Annotated in this window: 18 protein-coding genes; 9 read left to right on the forward strand and 9 right to left on the reverse strand. The window is 54.3% G+C overall.

Going from position 1 to position 17,555, the window contains the following annotated elements; all coding sequences use genetic code 11:
* Positions 1-171: 171 nt before the first annotated feature.
* Both ACJJIM_RS21900 and ACJJIM_RS21905 read right to left on the reverse strand, forming a co-directional pair.
* Positions 172-969 (reverse strand): isocitrate lyase/PEP mutase family protein, encoded by a 798-nt coding sequence (locus tag ACJJIM_RS21900; protein ID WP_444911968.1) that lies wholly within the window; start codon positions 967-969, stop codon positions 172-174.
* 222 nt (positions 970-1,191) lie between these two features.
* The gene (locus tag ACJJIM_RS21905) at positions 1,192-2,019 is read right to left on the reverse strand and encodes an alpha/beta fold hydrolase (protein WP_444895409.1); all 828 of its coding nucleotides are present in this window, start codon (positions 2,017-2,019) and stop codon (positions 1,192-1,194) included.
* Between the two features lie 399 nt (positions 2,020-2,418).
* Between ACJJIM_RS21905 and rpsF the strand changes: the two genes are divergently transcribed.
* The 6 genes from rpsF (at position 2,419) to ACJJIM_RS21935 (ending at position 7,172) form a co-directional block, all read left to right on the forward strand.
* Complete coding sequence (gene rpsF, locus ACJJIM_RS21910) at positions 2,419-2,862, forward strand: 30S ribosomal protein S6 (RefSeq protein WP_282930240.1); 444 nt, start codon at positions 2,419-2,421, stop codon at positions 2,860-2,862.
* A 12-nt stretch (positions 2,863-2,874) separates the two neighbouring features.
* The gene (gene rpsR / locus ACJJIM_RS21915) at positions 2,875-3,105 is read left to right on the forward strand and encodes a 30S ribosomal protein S18 (RefSeq protein ID WP_108731487.1); all 231 of its coding nucleotides are present in this window, start codon (positions 2,875-2,877) and stop codon (positions 3,103-3,105) included.
* A 43-nt stretch (positions 3,106-3,148) separates the two neighbouring features.
* Positions 3,149-3,991, forward strand: coding sequence for a hypothetical protein (locus ACJJIM_RS21920; protein WP_413664135.1), 843 nt, complete (start codon positions 3,149-3,151; stop codon positions 3,989-3,991).
* 36 nt (positions 3,992-4,027) lie between these two features.
* Positions 4,028-4,474: a 50S ribosomal protein L9 gene (rplI, locus tag ACJJIM_RS21925; RefSeq protein ID WP_282930238.1), complete on the forward strand. Its 447-nt coding sequence runs from the start codon at positions 4,028-4,030 to the stop codon at positions 4,472-4,474.
* Between the two features lie 109 nt (positions 4,475-4,583).
* The gene (gene dnaB, locus ACJJIM_RS21930; RefSeq protein ID WP_282930237.1) at positions 4,584-6,026 is read left to right on the forward strand and encodes a replicative DNA helicase; all 1,443 of its coding nucleotides are present in this window, start codon (positions 4,584-4,586) and stop codon (positions 6,024-6,026) included.
* Between the two features lie 54 nt (positions 6,027-6,080).
* On the forward strand, positions 6,081-7,172 hold the full coding sequence (locus ACJJIM_RS21935; protein ID WP_444911969.1) for a winged helix-turn-helix domain-containing protein: 1,092 nt from the start codon (positions 6,081-6,083) through the stop codon (positions 7,170-7,172).
* On the opposite strand, the gene ACJJIM_RS21940 is transcribed toward ACJJIM_RS21935, so the two are convergent.
* The 6 genes from ACJJIM_RS21940 to ACJJIM_RS21965 all read right to left on the reverse strand — a co-directional run bounded on the left by ACJJIM_RS21940 (position 7,162) and on the right by ACJJIM_RS21965 (position 14,281).
* Entirely contained in the window at positions 7,162-7,851 is a 690-nt protein-coding gene (locus tag ACJJIM_RS21940) for a DUF6515 family protein (protein ID WP_444895406.1), read from the reverse strand. The genes ACJJIM_RS21935 and ACJJIM_RS21940 overlap by 11 nt on opposite strands.
* Positions 7,852-7,962: 111 nt before the next feature.
* Positions 7,963-8,835, reverse strand: coding sequence for an agmatinase (gene speB, locus ACJJIM_RS21945; RefSeq protein ID WP_413664138.1), 873 nt, complete (start codon positions 8,833-8,835; stop codon positions 7,963-7,965).
* A 63-nt stretch (positions 8,836-8,898) separates the two neighbouring features.
* Entirely contained in the window at positions 8,899-10,092 is a 1,194-nt protein-coding gene (nspC, locus tag ACJJIM_RS21950) for a carboxynorspermidine decarboxylase (protein ID WP_108731493.1), read from the reverse strand.
* A 69-nt stretch (positions 10,093-10,161) separates the two neighbouring features.
* Complete coding sequence (locus ACJJIM_RS21955) at positions 10,162-11,355, reverse strand: saccharopine dehydrogenase family protein (protein WP_444906588.1); 1,194 nt, start codon at positions 11,353-11,355, stop codon at positions 10,162-10,164.
* Positions 11,356-11,427: 72 nt separating this feature from the next.
* Positions 11,428-13,350, reverse strand: a complete 1,923-nt coding sequence (speA, locus tag ACJJIM_RS21960) for a biosynthetic arginine decarboxylase (RefSeq protein WP_413664140.1) — start codon at positions 13,348-13,350, stop codon at positions 11,428-11,430.
* Positions 13,351-13,582: 232 nt separating this feature from the next.
* Entirely contained in the window at positions 13,583-14,281 is a 699-nt protein-coding gene (locus tag ACJJIM_RS21965) for a DUF6515 family protein (protein WP_413664141.1), read from the reverse strand.
* A 293-nt stretch (positions 14,282-14,574) separates the two neighbouring features.
* Here ACJJIM_RS21965 and panC point away from each other — a divergent pair, with 293 nt between their 5' ends.
* Together panC and panD are read left to right on the forward strand one after the other, a co-directional pair.
* The gene (gene panC / locus ACJJIM_RS21970) at positions 14,575-15,423 is read left to right on the forward strand and encodes a pantoate--beta-alanine ligase (protein WP_413664142.1); all 849 of its coding nucleotides are present in this window, start codon (positions 14,575-14,577) and stop codon (positions 15,421-15,423) included.
* A gap of 13 nt (positions 15,424-15,436) precedes the next feature.
* Positions 15,437-15,823 (forward strand): aspartate 1-decarboxylase, encoded by a 387-nt coding sequence (gene panD / locus ACJJIM_RS21975; RefSeq protein WP_413664143.1) that lies wholly within the window; start codon positions 15,437-15,439, stop codon positions 15,821-15,823.
* A 44-nt stretch (positions 15,824-15,867) separates the two neighbouring features.
* Here panD and ACJJIM_RS21980 read toward each other — a convergent pair whose 3' ends face one another.
* Entirely contained in the window at positions 15,868-16,785 is a 918-nt protein-coding gene (locus ACJJIM_RS21980; protein WP_413664144.1) for a polysaccharide deacetylase family protein, read from the reverse strand.
* Between the two features lie 178 nt (positions 16,786-16,963).
* Here ACJJIM_RS21980 and ACJJIM_RS21985 point away from each other — a divergent pair, with 178 nt between their 5' ends.
* The gene (locus ACJJIM_RS21985; RefSeq protein ID WP_413664145.1) at positions 16,964-17,458 is read left to right on the forward strand and encodes a DUF523 domain-containing protein; all 495 of its coding nucleotides are present in this window, start codon (positions 16,964-16,966) and stop codon (positions 17,456-17,458) included.
* The last annotated feature ends 97 nt before the right edge of the window (positions 17,459-17,555 follow it).

A 17,555-nucleotide genomic window follows, 5' to 3' on the forward strand; every position in this document is an offset into this window, starting at 1 on the left:
ACAATTTAAGATTTAGAGAATTGCTTAATATTTAAACTTGCGGTGTTCCCATATTAGGTTGGTGAGCGGAGATTTATTTAGTTCTTTCGAAACTTTGATCCACGGGGTTACTGCAAGTCCTTACAATCCGGGTATAGAAATACCCGGACATAAAACTTCTTTCCACATCCTTTAAGTAAATGCAGAGTTCAGTGTGCCGTAGTCCAACGCCTTACTAAACAAATTAGTGTCACTTTTAACCTCTGCCAGCTGTTTTAATGATTCGTTTAAATGGCCGTAGACTGACTGGAATAAAGCTGGCCCAGTACTAAAGCGCTTTATGCCTGCGGCAAAAAACTCCGATATAGGAGCAATTCCCGGAAGCAGCATAATATTGATTGGCAGGTTGATACCCGTTGCCAAACTCCTTGCCTCCTCAATTGAAGAGAGCCCAGGCACAAAGCCGCAGTCAGCACCGGCACTCTTATAAAGCTCTAGCCTCTCTATACACATATTTACCGCTTTATCACCGCTGGCGAGTGCATTGAGATAAACATCGGTACGAGCATTAATTAAAAGCGGGCGGCCGTTAAGTGCTTGGCGAATAGCGCTGATCTTTTCGCCGAGACATTCGGGGGTGTCGTTACCATCTTCAATATTGATGCCTGCAACTCCCAGCGCGACCATTTTACAGGCCAGCTCAGCTACCTGTTTGGGGTTTTGGGAATATCCATCTTCAATATCCACACTCAGAGGTAATGAGGTCACCCGGGCAATCCGCGCGATAGCGTTTAGGTGTTCCTCAACTGGCAGGGCACCGCCATCGGCATAACCCAGTGACCAGGCGACGGCGGCACTGCTGGTGCCTACCGCTTGGGCGCCTGTGTTTTGGCAGATTAAAGCGCTGGCAGCATCCCACGCATTTAGCAGGATCAATGGGGCTGCGGCACGATGCAATTGGGTGAAGGTATTGAATGGGCTGTTGTTCATGGGGATAACCTACTTTAGCGATGTCGTTTCAGTGGTGAATTTACCGCTCAAGAGATTGGTTCACTGGCCACAATCGGAACTGAACCGTGAAAACCGGAAAGACAAATAAGATTGTTGGCTGCGATGTGGGAGGGAGGTGGAGCGGGCAGTTTTTATTAATACATGGCTAAGAAAGCTGTGAATTGCTTTCTTAGCCATACAGGAAAGACAGAAAAAGAAAAATCAGTTGAGAGCAGGATCTTTATGTAGCCACTGCTGTACCGCCTCAACTACGGGGGCGGGATTCTTGATCCAGCTGAGGTGAGGGTTGCCCTTGGGATAAGTGGGTTTCATCTCCCGGGTTTCGCCGCCGACGATCGCCGCTAATTTACGGGCGGCCTGAATAGGGGCGAAGGGGTCGCCGTCCAGCGCAATATGCAGGGTGGGCTGGCTTGTCTTTTCCATTTGCCCAAAGCGATCCTCTGGAGCAAAGCGGCCACTAAATATGGATCGGGCCCAGTCTTTCATCAGTCTGCGCGCTTCGCGCCAGCCGAATCCCATGCGCGCACCGGGGAAATAACCCAGCAGGCTTGAGGTCACACTGGCAATTGAGGCGAAGAGCAGGATGGCGTACTTGTGCAGGCCACTCCAGCTGCGGTGGTCCACATGGCCGGAGGCGATGCTGACAACCTTGGCGTTACCAGTGAGGCCGGCGCGGGCTGCCAGGGTGCTGGTTTGACCGCCGATACTGTGGCCGAGAATCAGCGCTGGCCCCTGGGGGAATTGCTGTTCCAGCAGTTGGATTAACTGCGGGATAAACGAAAACACCAGATCGTTGTAGCCGTAGTCGGCATTTCGGTGGGGGCGCGGCAGGCTCTCCCCGGTGCCGGGCAATTCGCTGATGGCGGTGTTGTAACCGAGCTTTTGCAGTTCTTCCAAGAGCAGGCGGTAGCGGTTGGCCGGTACGCCCATCGCGGGAAGCACCAATACTAGGGGGCCTTCGCCGTTGTGTACTGTGGTTACTGGTACCTGGAAGGCGCCAAATTCTAATTGGTGGGTTTGTTGGGGCATGGTACTTCTCCCTTTAACAGTCCGGCATCATAGGCGAAGCCAGCTTGCCAAACCCATGACCAGACCGAGCAGTGCTGTGTCCCAATCCGCCAAATCCCAGAAACAAGGCGAGTGGCAGGGTAGTCATTTTGATCAACCTCTAACTTGGAATGCGAATGCACTTGCTTGAGGTAATTGATCAGCTTGCAACCGGGTGGGCGAAGGCACAGGGCCTGATGCAACTGGTTAACTTGCAACCGGGATAGCGAAGGCATTGGGCTGAAGTAATTGATCAACTTGCAACCAATCCCACAACTGCCTAGAATACGCCGCCCGCAATGGGCCCGGTTTATCCGTGCCCGTTGTACTCCTTGCCTCATCGGACTGTCCGAGAGGCTGATTAACCCGTAAGGAGCTAAAATGCGTCATTACGAAATTGTATTCCTGGTTCACCCGGACCAGAGCGAGCAGGTACCTGGCATGGTGGAGCGCTACACTGCGTCCATCAAGGAGAGCGGTGGACAGGTTCACCGTCTGGAAGACTGGGGCCGTCGCCGTCTGGCTTACCCGATCAACAAGATCCACAAGGCTCACTACATTCTGATGAACGTAGAATGTTCTGAAGAAGCCCTTGAGGAACTGACTACCAACTTCCGTTACAACGATGCGGTTATCCGTAATCTGGTAATTCGTGAAGACGAGGCGATCACTGAAGAGAGCCCGATCATGAAAGCGGAAAAAGAAAGCCGTGAGCGCAAAGCTGCCCGTGCAGAGCGCACCGAGCGTCGCGAGCGCGCCGGAGAAGAGAAAGCTTCTTCCGACGCTGCAGAAGCTTCTTCCGATAACGCTGAAAGCGAAGAGTAAGGGGATTATCAGATGGCACGTTTTTTCCGTCGTCGCAAGTTCTGCCGTTTCACCGCTGAAGGTGTTAAGCGTATCGACTACAAAGATCTCGATACCCTGAAAGCCTACATCTCCGAGACTGGCAAAATTGTTCCAAGCCGTATTACCGGTACCAAAGCCAAGTATCAGCGTCAGCTGGCCTCTGCGGTCAAGCGCGCTCGCTACCTGGCCCTGCTGCCGTACACGGACAGCCACGAAGCCTAAGCCGCAGTTTGCTTAGACTCATTAATAGAGAAGCTATCTAGATATGCGCGCCGTAGCTGAATTTATTATGCGCGGACGCGTCAGGGCGGTAATCCTCACCATGTTGGGGATTCCGCTGATAAGCCCGGCAATTCTCGCTCTGGTGAGTTTGCGCCGAGGCAGCAGTGACGGCCTGATGGTTTTGGCCTGGGCTCTGTTGCCGATTGTCGTTATGGGTATGAGTGGTCATGTACCACCACTGGTGACTGGTATATCCGCAGGCCATTTTGTTGCAGTTTTTTGCGGCGCCATGGCATTGCGCAGCAGTCGCTCCTGGGCCGCTGGCCTGGTGGCTGTAACGGCGGCATCAGCAGCAGGCATATTGCTGACCTCTCTCTTCAGTGGAGGACTGATGCAAGGGTTCTTGCAGGCAGTCGAGAATGCAGCGGAACAGCCCAATACTGTTCCAATGGATGAACTGAAGCAGATATTTTCGGGTGAATTGCAAATTACCGGTTACCTGGGCCTGATATCGGCGATGAGCGCCACATTGGCTCTGGTACTGGGGCGTTACTGGCAGGCCCTGCTGTACAACCCCGGCGGTTTCCGCCAGGAGTTCCACCAGCTGCGCCTGCCCCTGTGGCTGTCAGCGACAAGTATGTTGTTGTGGGTAGTCAGCTTGGTAACCCCAGGCTACGCATTTTGGGGAGCGGTGATTGCGTTCCCGATGGTGGTAGCTGGTATTGCCCTGGTCCACTGGCTGGTTGCCAGTCGCGGTTGGGGGGTAGGTCCCCTGGTGGCGATGTACATCATGCTGGTGATTGGAGGGCTGCCCCTGGCAGGCTTCCTCTGCGGCCTGGCCCTGGTAGATAGCTGGATAGATATTCGCGGACGCTCTTCCAAATAAGCGCGCCCGCACAATACAGAAATTGAGGAAACCGAGATGGAAGTTATTCTGCTCGATAAAGTAGGCAAACTGGGCAACGTGGGTGACCGCGTTGATGTTAAAGCCGGTTTTGGCCGCAATTTCCTGCTGCCGACTGGTAAGGCAATTGCTGCTACCGCCGCAAACATTGCTGAGTTCGAAGCTAAGCGCGCTGAACTGGAAGCCGCTGCTGCCGCTAAGCTGGCTGAAGCTGAGAGCCGCGCTACCAAGCTGGCCGATCTGGTTGTTACCATCGCTGCTAACGCTGGCGACGAAGGCAAGCTGTTCGGTTCTATCGGCACTCGCGATATCGCTGAAGCGATCTCTGCTGGTGGCGTTGAAGTAGCTAAAGCTGAAGTTAAGCTGCCGGAAGGCGCGCTGCGCGAAGTGGGCGAGTACGACGTAGACGTACAGCTGCACTCCGACGTAATTGCTGCAGTTAAAGTCGTTATCGAAGCCGAGTAAGGTTTTGCTGACGAACGGTTGGTGCTTCGGGCGCCAGCCGCGCTACAATCGGGCGCTGCACCCTATCGGGTCCAGCGCCTGTTTTGTTTTTACTATCCAGTAAAGTTCCATGATCGACGAATACGCCGCCCCTGAAGAAGAGATCCACAGCGAAGAGAGTTCACCCCTGCCGCATTCGGTAGAGGCGGAGCAGTCTGTGCTCGGCGGCCTGATGCTGGACCCGGGCCGTATTGATGCCGTTGCCGAACAGCTGAGTGAAGAGGATTTCTTCAGCGCCAGTCACCGCAAGATCTTTGCGGTTATGGGCGAGCTGAGTAATGGCGAACAGCCCCTGGATATCGTTACCCTCGCCGAAGGCCTCGCCAGCCGCGACCTGCTCGGTGAAGTGGGTGGCCCTGCCTACCTGGCGGAATTGGCCGAAAACACTCCCTCCGCAGCGAATATCGTCGCCTACGCTAAGATCGTGCGTGAGCGCTCCATGCTGCGCCAGTTGATCGCCGCCGCCGGTGAGATCAGCCGCACCAGTTTTAATCCCGGTGGCCTTGCCTCCGCCGACCTGCTGCAGATGGCTGAGCGCCGCGTGGCGGAAATCGCCGAGGGGCGCGCCAAAGAGGGCGGCTTTGTCGGCGTGGATACCCTGCTGAAAAAGACCGTCGAGCGTATCGATGAGCTGTTCAAGACCGAGGGTGATATCACCGGTATCAGCACCGGTCTGACCGAACTGGACCAGCGCACCTCCGGCTGGCAGCCGGGCGAACTGGTTATTCTCGCCGCACGTCCCTCCATGGGTAAGACCGCACTGGCATTGAATTTTATCGAGAGCGCCATGCTCTGCCAGGAGAGCCCGACTCTGGTCTTCAGTATGGAGATGCCCTCGGACAGCCTGGTGATGCGGATGTTGTCCTCTATTGGTCGTATCGACCAGGGGCGCATCAGGAACGGCAAGCTGCAGGAAGAGGATTGGCCCAAGCTATCCAGCGCCGTGCAGAAGATGAAGGGCAAGTCCCTGTATATCGACGATACGCCGGCACTGAGTCCCAGCGAGGTGCGCGCGCGTACCAAGCGCACAGTGCGCGATCACATCAACAAATTGATGCGCGAGAACCCCAAGTTAAGCCGCGAAGACGCCGAGGCGAAGAGTATGCCCGCCATGATTATGGTGGACTATTTGCAGCTGATGCAGGTGAAGGGGTCTACTGAGGGCCGCACCCAGGAGATCTCCGAGATCTCCCGCTCTCTCAAGGCGCTGGCGAAAGAATACGAATGCCCGGTGATTGCCCTGTCGCAGCTCAACCGGGGAGTAGAACAGCGCCCCAACAAACGGCCGATGAACTCGGACCTGCGGGAATCCGGGGCGATCGAGCAGGATGCTGACGTGATCCTGTTTATCTACCGCGATGAATACTATAACGAGGACAGCCCGGATAAAGGGATGGCCGAGTTGATTATCGGCAAGCAGCGTAACGGTGAGATTGGCACCTGCCGCGCAGCGTTTGTAGGCAAATACACTCGCTTCGATAATCTGGCGCCGGAATACTACCAGGGCGAATAAGCCTTTCTGCTAGGTTCGCGGCTGTCGAATATCCGAGCCTAGGGGAGCCACCTCTTGTTATCCGAACAAAAGATCCGCGCACTGGTGCTGCAACGCCAATTTATCCACAGCTCCTGGACTGAAGGATTGCCGGGGTTGTTGCAACATCTTGGCGCCCTACAGTTGGATGCTATCCAGCGAATTACCCGGGCCCATCACCACCAGCTCTACAATCGCCTGCCCCGTTACCGCGAGTCACACCTGGCTAAAGCTGAAGAGCGCCGCGAAATTTTCGAGTACTGGTCCCACGCCGCTGCCTACCTGCCAATGGCCCACTACCCCTATGCGCGGGTGCGTATGGATCGTATCCGCGCCGGTCAGCGCCACTGGTTTGAAAAGAATGCCAAGCTGTGTCGCTATGTTCTCGATCGTGTGCGAGAGGAGGGTGCCCTGCGGGCCAGTGATTTTGTGCGCACCAAGAGTGGATGGTGGGAGTGGTCTGATGAAAAGAAAGCCCTGGAGCAGTTGTTTCATGAAGGTGAGCTGATGGTCAGCCACCGGGAGGGCTTTCAAAAAGTCTTCGATCTCCCGGAGCGGATACTGCCAGCAAAAATCTCGACCAATGCCGCCTCGGAAATTGAGCATGGTAGCCATCTGGTGCGCACTTTTCTGGGGTGCCAGGGGATTGGCCGAGCGGAGGAAATTGCTTACCTGCGCAGGGACGACAAACCCCTTATCCAGCTGGCAATTAAGCGCATGTTGGCAACCGGTGAGCTCACTCAGTGGGGGAAAGAGCTGATGCTCACCGAGCATCTGGACTGGGAGCCGGTACGACCATCGCGCAAAGTGCGCCTGTTATCCCCATTCGACCCAGTGATATTGCAGCGCAAACGCCTGCGCCGGCTGTTTGATTTTGAATATCAATTGGAATGCTATGTACCGGCGGCCAAGCGCCGCTATGGCTATTTTTGCCTGCCGATTTTATACGGCGATCAATTCGTGGGGCAGGTGGATTTGAAGGCTGATCGGGATGCGGGTGTATTGCGGGTAGAGGCCCTGCACTGGGACAAGAAACCCGGTGTCTCGCTGGAGGCGAGATACCACCGGGCTCTGGGGCAGTTTGCCCGCTTTCACGGGCTGGAAAGCGAAGCCGCGCTTACAGCTTGACGACTACGTAGACTTCCTGGCCATCGCGCTGGGTCGGCATAAAGTAATTGCCGCCATAGCGGTAGTACTGGATGCCATTGATAATTTCAGCGGCGTAGCCATTGGGTAGGGTTTCCACCACTTGTCCGGGCTGGAAACCCTCAGGGCCCGGGTTCGGGGTTGCTGGCACAGTAGCGGGAGCTGCTGCCGTTGCAACAGGAACGGCGACAGCCGGCGCAGGCGCCGGAACAACGGCCACGGGTGCTGGAGCTACAGCCACTGCAGGTGGTGCTACTACGACATAAGTTCGGGTAGCCGGGTGCCACTGATAGTAGGCATCGGCGTACTGGTAATAAGTAATTCCGCCTACATGGACTCTGACAGCACTAGTTGGCAGGGTGACTACCGAGGCGCCCAGAGGGGCAGCGACAACGACGTAACCACGGGGACCGTGGCGGTAGAAGTGCCCGCCATGGTAGTAAAAAGGACGTCCACCAACTGCGACACGCACATGGCCAACGGGTAGTACGGGCGCAACAAATCCGATCGAAACACGTGGTCCGCGATAAACACCGCCACGGTGGTGGTGGCGATGATCTCCCCCGCGCTCATAACCGCGCGCATCGGCCGGTGGGCTAAAGGCAAAAGCGGCCAGCGCCAGGAACGCACTGGCGCCAATTACGACATTCAGTTTATTCACAGTCTCTCCAGCGAAGTGATTACTCACATTTGACATACTAACCCTTATCCTGACATTAAAGACAGGTTAATTGGTTAAGAATTGTCAAAGTGCCAGAGGCTGGATCAGTGGTCAGCGGTTGCGCTGGATGATTCCCATCAGCTTATACATCAGCTGTGCGGCGGCAAAATCATAGGCGTGAAAGCCCTCGATCGGTGCAAATTCGAGCAGATCGAAGCCGATAATCTCTCTTTGTCGCGCAACGGATTCGAACAAGTTGAGGGTCTGGTACCAGCCGAGACCACCGGGTACCGGGGTGCCGGTGGAAGGGAAGACCGATGGGTCCATACCGTCCACATCCAGTGTAAAGAAGACTTTCTTGGGGAAATTCTCCGGTAACTGGAATTCCTGCACGTTGTTGGGCACCAGTTGGTGGGCATCCAGATAGCCCACGTTGTGGTCCTTGCGGGCTTGAACTTCCTCTTCGCAATAGGCGCGGATACCCAGCTGGAACAGGGGGACACCGGCTTCTACCACTAGACGCATCACGCTGGCGTGGCTGTGTTTGTGGCCCTCATAGCGATCGCGAAGGTCGGCGTGGGCATCGATCTGCACTACGCCAAAATCGGTTTCACCGGCGTCCAGTAGCCCTTTGATAATACCCCAGGTCACCGAATGCTCACCGCCGATACCCACCGGCATCTTGCCAAGCGCCAACACTTCTTTGGTGGCGGCGGCGATATTCTCCATCACCTGTTCTGCAGGGCCGGAAACCGAGACCGGCGAGCGGGTATAGATGCCCAGGTCACAGGGGTTGGAGAAGTTATCAAAAGTTTCCAGTTGCCAGGATGCTTCCAGGATGGAGGCCGGGCCCTTGCCGGTGCCGCCACCGTAGGAGACGGTTTCCTCATAGGGGATGGGGATAATGTGAAAGAGGGCGTCTTCCGGTTTCGGCTGCTCGATTTCGGAGCCGAGAAAAATAGGGTATTCGTTTTCTGACAACATCTACTGGTCCTCTGGCGGAGGCAATAACTCATTGCCTGCCGCACCTATCTCTATCGGCACTGTTTAGGAGAGGCGTTCCTTAAAATCTTCGTAGCCGAAAGTTTTGATCATCTTCAGGTCGTCGGTATCCGAATTCCACAGGGCGATAGCCGGTAGGGGGATACCGTTAAAAGTATTGGTTTTCACCATGGTGTAGTAGGCCATTTCCTCGAATACCAGTCGCTCGCCAATCCGCAGTGGTTGACTGAAGCTGTATTCGCCGATGCTGTCGCCGGCCAGGCAACTCTGTCCGCCCAGGCGATAGGTGTGGGGTAAGTCACCGGGGCGAGCGGCACCGGTAATTTCCGGTCGGTAGGGCATTTCCAGCACATCGGGCATATGGCAGGTGGCAGAGGCGTCCAGGATGGCTTGGTTTTCACCATTCCAGGCGATATCCACTACCTCAGCCACAAGGACTCCTGCGAACAGGGAGATGGCCTCACCGGGTTCCAGGTAGACCTGTACATTGTGCTTGTCGGAAAAGCTGCGCACCGCTTCGACCAGCTCATCCACCTGGTAATCCCGGCGAGTAATATGGTGGCCGCCGCCGAAATTAATCCACTCCATTTGTGGTATCAGATCGCCAAACTTCTCCTCCACGGCAGCGATTGTGCGCTGCAGAGGTTTGAAATCCTGTTCACATAACGTGTGGAAGTGCAGGCCGCTGATGCCCTCGAGGGACTCTCCTTCAAACAGCGAGCGCACGATGCCCAGGCGCGAACAAGGGGCGCAGGGGTCGTAGAGATCGGTGTGGCCCTCGGAATGCTCAGGGTTGATACGCAGGCCAAAACGCAGCTCTGGCCGCTGCTGTTGCATATCCAGGCACAACTCCCGAAAACGCTTCCACTGGGAGAAGGAATTGAAAATTACATGGTGGGCAAATTGCAGTATTTCCCGCAGTTCCTCATCCTTGTAAGCGGCACTGAAGACATGAACTTCCTTGCCTTTGTCGCGACCGCCGTACTCTTCGAACCCCAGTTTGGCTTCGTGCAGGCCACTGGCACAGGTCCCGGATAGATATTCAGCCACGATGGGCCCGGTGCTGAACATGGAAAAGGCCTTGAGCGCTGCCAGTACCTTGGCACCGCTGCGTTCCTGTACATCGGCGAGCAATGCCAAATTATTGCGCAGGGCAATTTCATCGATCACAAAACAGGGAGAGGGAACGCGGTAGGGATCGAAGCTGCCGAAATAGTCAACGGGGGGAGTGAGGTCCATGGTGCGTTATATCCTGGTGCGGCGGGGCGGGCACTGGAGTCCGCCCCGCTAGGTCGGGAAAGAAGCGATTTACTGGAAGGGCTTATCCAACCAGGTTTCCTGCCAGGGCAGGCCGTACTTGTTCAGGTCATCCATAAAGGGATCTGGATCCATCTGCTCCATATTCCAAACGCCGGGCTTCATCCACTTGCCTTCCAGCATCATCTTGGCACCGATCATGGCCGGGACACCGGTGGTGTAGGAGATCGCCTGGGATTGAACTTCCTGGTAGCAGTCCTGGTGGTCGCAGGTGTTGTAGACGTAGTAGATTTTCTCTTCGCCGTCTTTGGTGCCACGGATAATGTTGCCGATGCAGGTCTTGCCCTTGGTCAGCGGGCCGAGGCTGGCGGGGTCTGGCAGCAGCTCTTTAAGGAACTGGATAGGTACAATTTGCTGGCCCTGGAATTCCACCGGCTCAATGCCGGTCATTCCGACGTTTTGCAGAACTTCCAGGTGTTTCAGGTAGCTCTCGCCAAAGGTCATCCAGAAACGCGCGCGCTCAATTTCCGGGAAGTGCTTGGACAGGGATTCCAGCTCTTCGTGGTAGAGCAGGTAGATATCCTTATCGCCAATGCCTTCGGGGAAGTTGAATACGCGTTTCTCTTCCATCGGCTTGGTGGTAACCCACTGGCCATTTTCCCAGTAGCGACCGTTGGCGGTGATCTCGCGGATATTAATTTCCGGGTTGAAGTTGGTGGCGAACGGCAGGCCGTGGTCGCCGGCATTACAGTCGAGGATATCCAGGGTGTGGATACGATCGAAGTGGTGCTTCTTGGCGTAGGCGGTAAATACGCTGGTGACGCCGGGATCGAAGCCGCTGCCCAGCAGTGCCATCAGGCCGGCTTTCTCAAATTTCTCCTGGTAGGCCCACTGCCACTTGTACTCGAACTTGGCCTCTTCCGGCGGCTCGTAATTGGCAGTATCCAGGTAGTGCACGCCGGTTTCCAGGCAGGCATCCATAATGTGCAGATCCTGGTAGGGCAGGGCCACATTGATGACCAGGTCCGGCTTCACTTTTTCGATCAGCTTTACCAATTCAGGCACATTGTCCGCATCTACTTCAGCGGTGTCGATTTTGCGCGGCAGCATAGCGGCAATCTTGTCGCACTTGCTTTTGGTGCGGCTTGCCAGGGTGATATTTTCAAATACCTCAGCAACCTGTGCGCACTTGTGCGCAACCACCTGGCCGACACCGCCGGCGCCGATGATCAGTACGTTGGCCATAAAGATCTCCTTAAATCTGCGGCTAATGTTACCGCTATAATCTCAAAGGCGTTGGCGCCTCATTTTTAAAATTTATTTTTCAAAGTAGGTGTAACCGCTCATGCTGGCGGTATAGGTTTGCAAAATCTGTTTGCGTTGGGCAGCGGTAATCAACCCTTGCTTGACGGCGCGTTCTGCCAGGCGGCGGAAGCGCTCAAACAGCGCCTTGGGCTGGTATTCCACGTAGCTTAACACGTCAGAAATACTGTCACCGTGAATCTCGTGGCTGAAGTCTATGCTGCCGTCTTCCTGGATGCGCACACTCACGACATTGGTGTCCCCAAACAGGTTGTGCAGGTCACCCAGGGTTTCCTGGTAGGCGCCAATTAAGAAAGTGCCGAGAATATAGTCCTCGCCATCCTTTAGCTCGTGTAAAGGCAGGGTTTTCTGCTCTTTTTCCCGGCCAATAAAGCGGTCGATCTTACCATCACAGTCACAGGTGATGTCGGCGATGATGGCGGAGCGCGTCGGAGCTTCGTCCAGGCGGTGGATCGGCAGCAGTGGGAATACCTGATCGATAGCCCAGATGTCCGGTACCGATTGGAATACGCTCACATTGGCGTAGTAGATATCCGACAGTACCTCCGGCAGGGCTTGCAGGTCTGCGGGAATCTCTTCGGCCTCATCGAGTAATTTGCGAATATCCTGGGCGCTCTGCAGGAACAGGTTTTCCGCATTGGCGCGTTCGCGCAGGCTCACCTGGCCGTGCAGATACAGAGAGCGCACTTCATCGCGGTAGTAGAGTGCGTCGTTGTAACTCTCTTGCAGGTTTTTGGGGGTGATACTGCGCACTGCGTCCTGCAGGTTGAGCAGCATCTGGTGGTCGCCTTCGCTGATCTTGGTGTGCTCCAGTTCCACCGGCTCGAAACGGGTAGTGTCGAGAATATCGAATAGCAGTACAGAGGAGTAGGCTACAGTGGCGCGGCCGGATTCGGTGATAATCACCGGATGTTCGACTCCCTCGCTATCGAGGGTGCCCATAATGGCTTCCACTACATCGACACAGTACTCGTCCAGGGAGTAATTCTTTGAGTGGGTGTAATTGGTCTTGCTGCCATCGTAATCCACCGCCAGGCCACCGCCCAGATCCAGGTAGCCCATGGGTGCGCCTTCTTCCACCAGATCGGCGTAGTAGCGGCAGGCTTCCAAAACTCCGGTGCGGATGTCGCGGATATTCGGTACCTGCGAGCCCAGGTGATAGTGCAACAACTTGAGACAGTCGAGCATATCGTGGTTGCGCAGTTGATCGACCATGGCGATCAGGTCGTTACTGCCCAGACCGAAAATACTGCGGTCGCCACTGGTCGCATTCCAGTAGCCGCCCACCTTGGAGGCGAGTTTTACCCGTGCGCCGATATTTGGGCGCACCTGCTCGCGCTCGGCGCAGCGGATAATGGTCTCCACTTCCGAGGGCGTTTCCACGACGAAGAAAACCTGTACGCCCAGGCGTTGGGCCTGCAGTCCGAGGTTAATAAATTCCTCGTCCTTATAGCCGTTGCAAACGATCAGGGATTCGGTGTTATCCAGAATGGACAGGGCAGCGATAAGTTCTGCTTTACTGCCCGCCTCCAGGCCGTGGTTAAAGCGGCGGCCGGCATTGGCAATTTCTTCAATGACCTGACACTGCTGGTTCACCTTAATGGGGAACACGCCGCGAAAAACATTGCCGTAGCCGCAATCGTCGATAGCGCGAGCAAAGGATTCGTTAATCCGGGCGATCTGCGCTTCGAGTAAATTCTCAATACGCAATAGCAGGGGCATACCCAGGCCGCGCTCGGTGGCGCCTCGGGCAATGTCCATCAGCGAAACACTGTGTGTTACCCCGTTGGGGCCGTCGACTTGCAGTGAAACTTCACCATTTTCGTTCAAATCGAAATATCCGGCGCCCCAATTGCGGATGCCGTAGAGCTCGGCCGAATCTTCGCAAGTCCAGTCTTTTACTTGTTGCTTTTTCATGGCGCCTTTCTGTTGATATTGGCGGGCGCGAATCTTGGGCCCAGCAGGGCCGGAAAGCAATAACTATAGATAAAAAAACGCTAATTTTTGCGCACTGAAAAGTAAATGGGGAGCGAGTGGATGGCCAGCTCTTTTGCACTCTGCGACAGGGGGCTTAAGAAGGTGATTGATCTGCGCAAATTTGAGTAAAAAAAGGCGGCCCGAGGGCCGCAGGGAGGGGGGGATTGGGTAATCAGTAATAGGTCGGCTTGGGGACAACCCGGTAGCCGCGGTGGCTATGGTCCCACAGGTAGTAGGTGTCATAGGCCACGTAGTAATTGTGTCCACCGGCTACCACGGTCAGTGCTGATGCTGGCAGGCTGTGCACGATGGCGCCGTGGGGGGCCTGGGCTACTACGTAGCCGTGAGAAGCCGGGCGATAAAAAATTCCATCGCTATAGTAGAAGCCCGCTGTTCCGATACTGATACTGACGAAATTACGCGGCAGGTGGCGCCAGCGGTATCCATAACCGTAGTGCGAGGGACGGTAGTGGGGGCGGTGGCCGCGATAACCGTGGCGGTAAACAGGTCTGTGTGCCGCGCGATATTCGTGGCGGTGGCCCTGCTTGTGGCCTTTTCTATGCCCTTTGTTATAGCCTTTGTTGTAGCCCTCTTTATAGGCGTGGCGAACTTCGCGGCGGTGCTGGCGCTCCTCTCTGCGTTCACGTCTGCGCTCTTCTTTCTTGCGCTCTTGTCTGCGGCGTTTCTTTTCCTGCTGGCGGTCGTGATGCTTGTCGTGCTGTTTCTTTAAGTGGCGCTGCTCGCGTTCGGCTCTTCCATATTTGTGGTGGTCGTCCATGGCGCGCTGGTGCCCGCGATGTGACTCGGACAGGGCGGGTGCTGCGATCAGCAGCAGGCTTAGGGTGGCGATGGCAGTAGTGAGGTGTTTCATAACATCTCTCCCGAGCGTGGGGCTCTTTTCTTTCAGATCAGGTCTTTTGTGTATCTTGGCGTGAAGTTTGCCCTGGCGGGTCTGAACACTTCCTGAACTGAATGGGGTAAAATTCGGCGGCAATCGACGGTGTAGATTGTGACTAATAGTTCAGATATGGGCAGAGATTGTCTGGCGGGGCCACAGGCTGGATTCTGCGGCGAAATCTTATTGAGAGCGGCAATTTTGCTATGTTGAGACACCTGGTCTCAGCGAGTATGATGCCGCGCTGATTCATAGTGAGCGGTAGCAAGATGCAAGTCTTCCACCACGTAGCAAGTCTGCGCGAAGCGCTGGCCCAGGCCCGCAAAGACGGCAAGACCGTCGGCTTTGTGCCAACCATGGGCAATCTGCACGATGCCCATATAGAACTGGTCAAAATCGCCCAGCAACACTGCGATCTGGTTGTGGTATCCATCTTCGTCAACCGACTGCAATTCGGTTTGAATGAGGATTGGGATAAGTATCCGCGCACTATGGAGCGGGATATGGCCAGCCTGCGGGAAGCGGACTGTGACTTCCTGTTCCATCCGGATGAGAGTGAGATTTACCCCAACGGCATGGACCAGCAGACCCGCGTGGTTTGTCCGGCGATGACCGATGTCCTGTGCGGCGCCAGCCGACCGGGTCACTTTGAAGGGGTCACCACCGTAGTTTCGAAGCTTTTCAACATTGTGCAGCCGGATAAGGCTATTTTCGGGATTAAGGATTTCCAGCAGTTAGCAGTGATCCGCCGTATGGTGGAAGACCTGTGTATGCCGGTGGAAATTGTGGCGGCGCCGGTGCATCGTGAGGAAGATGGCTTGGCAATGAGCTCTCGCAATGGTTATATCACTGCGGAAGAGCGACCGAAGGTTGCTGTACTCAACCAGTTACTTAACTGGGCTAAGGATGAAATTGTGGCTGGACGCCGGGATTTCGCCGACCTCGAGACAGAGGCGCGCAAGCGAATTGAAGAGAGTGGCTTTCGAGTTGACTACTTCTCCATCTGTTACAGCAAGGATTTACAGCCAGCGGCAGATGACGATAAAGAAATCACGATCCTGGGAGCTATGTACACCAGTGCAGCGCGCCTGATCGACAATGTTTCCCTGAAACTCTGAGGGGCATCCAACTATGCAAATTGAAATGTTGAAGTGCAAGTTGCACATGGCCGCAGTGACTCAGGCCGAACTCTGGTATGACGGTTCCTGTGCAATTGATGAGGACCTGGTAGAGCTGGCTGGCCTGCGCGAATTCGAGAAGATCGATATTTACAATGTGAGCAATGGTGAGCGCTTCCACACTTATGTGATCCTCGCCGAGCGCGGTTCCGGTATTATTTCCATGAACGGCGCCGCTGCACGTAGAGTGCAGGTGGGTGACCGCATTATTATCGCTTCCTATGCGCAGATGACAGAGGGCGAAGCCGATAACCACAAGCCCAAGCTGGTCTACCTGGATGAGAACAACAAGGTAGAGCGCAGCACTAATACTATTCCGGTTCAGCTAGCCGAAGCCTGATTCTTTTCGCTACGGGGCGTTGTGCCCTGTAGCATCCCCGCCGCTTATTGACCAGACATTAATAACACTTCCTGATTAAACCTCTTTTCCAGGTAGGACTCGTCCAGGGTGTAATGCCAGAGATTTTTCTTTTGTCCCTTAGCTAAAGCGATTTCGCCGATTCTGCCAGGGTTATATTTAATCGGTTGGGCGAGTTGGTATTTGGCGATGGGGTCCCGATAGGCCTCCTCTAAAGGAATTATCTCCCAGCCTTCCTTCCTCAGTCGTTCAGCCAGATCACCAATAAACAGGGCTGAAATATCCATTTCATGCAACAGTATGACGTGCTTTGGGGAGCGCCCGAGATATTTAATTGCCATATCGTCGTAGTACTTAATGCTCGCCATAAGAACGTCGACATAAAAGTTGGAGAGTCTTTCCATATCAACTGCTTTCCCATCTTTTACTGCCGTTTGGAAAAGTTCTTCGATATACCAGTCGTAGTTATTTAAGGTGATATAGGCGTTTTGATAGTTATTTTTCTGTAGTAGATCTCGGATACCATCGCGTTTTTCGACAGTTTCGCCCTCGCGCAGATAGGGAAAGCGAAAATAGGGTTTAAAGTTGTCAAACTGTTGAAGCAGCTGGTGGGCCTGCAAAAAATCCGCTTGATAAGTGGATAGCCCTGTTTCCAGAAAATTGGGATGGCTATGGGTGTGATTGCCAATAATATGCCCAGCCTTATCGTAGCGGTTCATCCGCTCCACCCCTTCCTTATCGAAGGATTGAGTATTGGAAAAGAAGGCTACTTTGCCAACTTTATATTCTTCTATGTTTTCAATTAATGTTTTGGCCCGAGTTGGTCCATCAAAATAACCATCGGCTTTACGGGGGGCATCATCGAAAGTAATTGCCAGTTGTTTGGCGTTAGCGACTGGGATTGCCAATAAGTAAATTATCAATAATATGACTGAACGCTGCATGGTTTATTACTCTAATGAGTTTAATTACGAGCTGTTCGCCAGGCTAGGATTTAGTTGTCCTTCTATTCAGGTTTTCTGTCTTAATTTACTGGTCAGATAACCTGCGTTGTCCAGTAGCCTAGGCTCAGTTGCGGTAGAGTTCGGCTTCCTATTGTGTCCACTATAGCTTCAGATGTATATGGCCAAAATACTTGTTAGTTCCTGCCTTTTGAACTGCGCCGTGCGCTATGACGGTAGTAGTGTTGAGGCTTGTAGCGATGATTTTGAGTGGCTTGTGGATACTCAGGAAATTGTTTCCTTGTGTCCGGAAGTGGCGGCGGGATTGCCTATTCCGAGGGTGCCGGCTGAGATCTGTGGCGCAAATGGAACAGAGGTGTTAGATGGAACTGCCGGGGTTATAGGTAGTGATAGAACAGATCTAACTGAGCAATTTATGCTGGGGGCCAAACTGGCTCTGGAATTATGCAGGAAACACAATATCCAGTATGCAGTGCTTACGGAAAATAGTCCCTCTTGCGGAAGTAACTATATTTACGATGGCAGTTTTTCAGGAACAAAAATAATGGGTTCTGGTGTTGTATCTGCGCTTCTTCAACGGGCGGGAATAATAGTTTTTAGTCAACATACTGTTGGGCAACTTAGAGAATTGATAAGTGCATCCAGAGCTAACTAAGTTGTTAGCATTAATAAAATTAGATCGGCAAAAAGGGCATTGGTCACAGTTAGGCCCTGTAGGTTGATTAATACCGGCGAAGCCGGTGGCTGCCAGA

The organism is Microbulbifer maximicatervae (SeqCode), assembly GCF_052467615.1.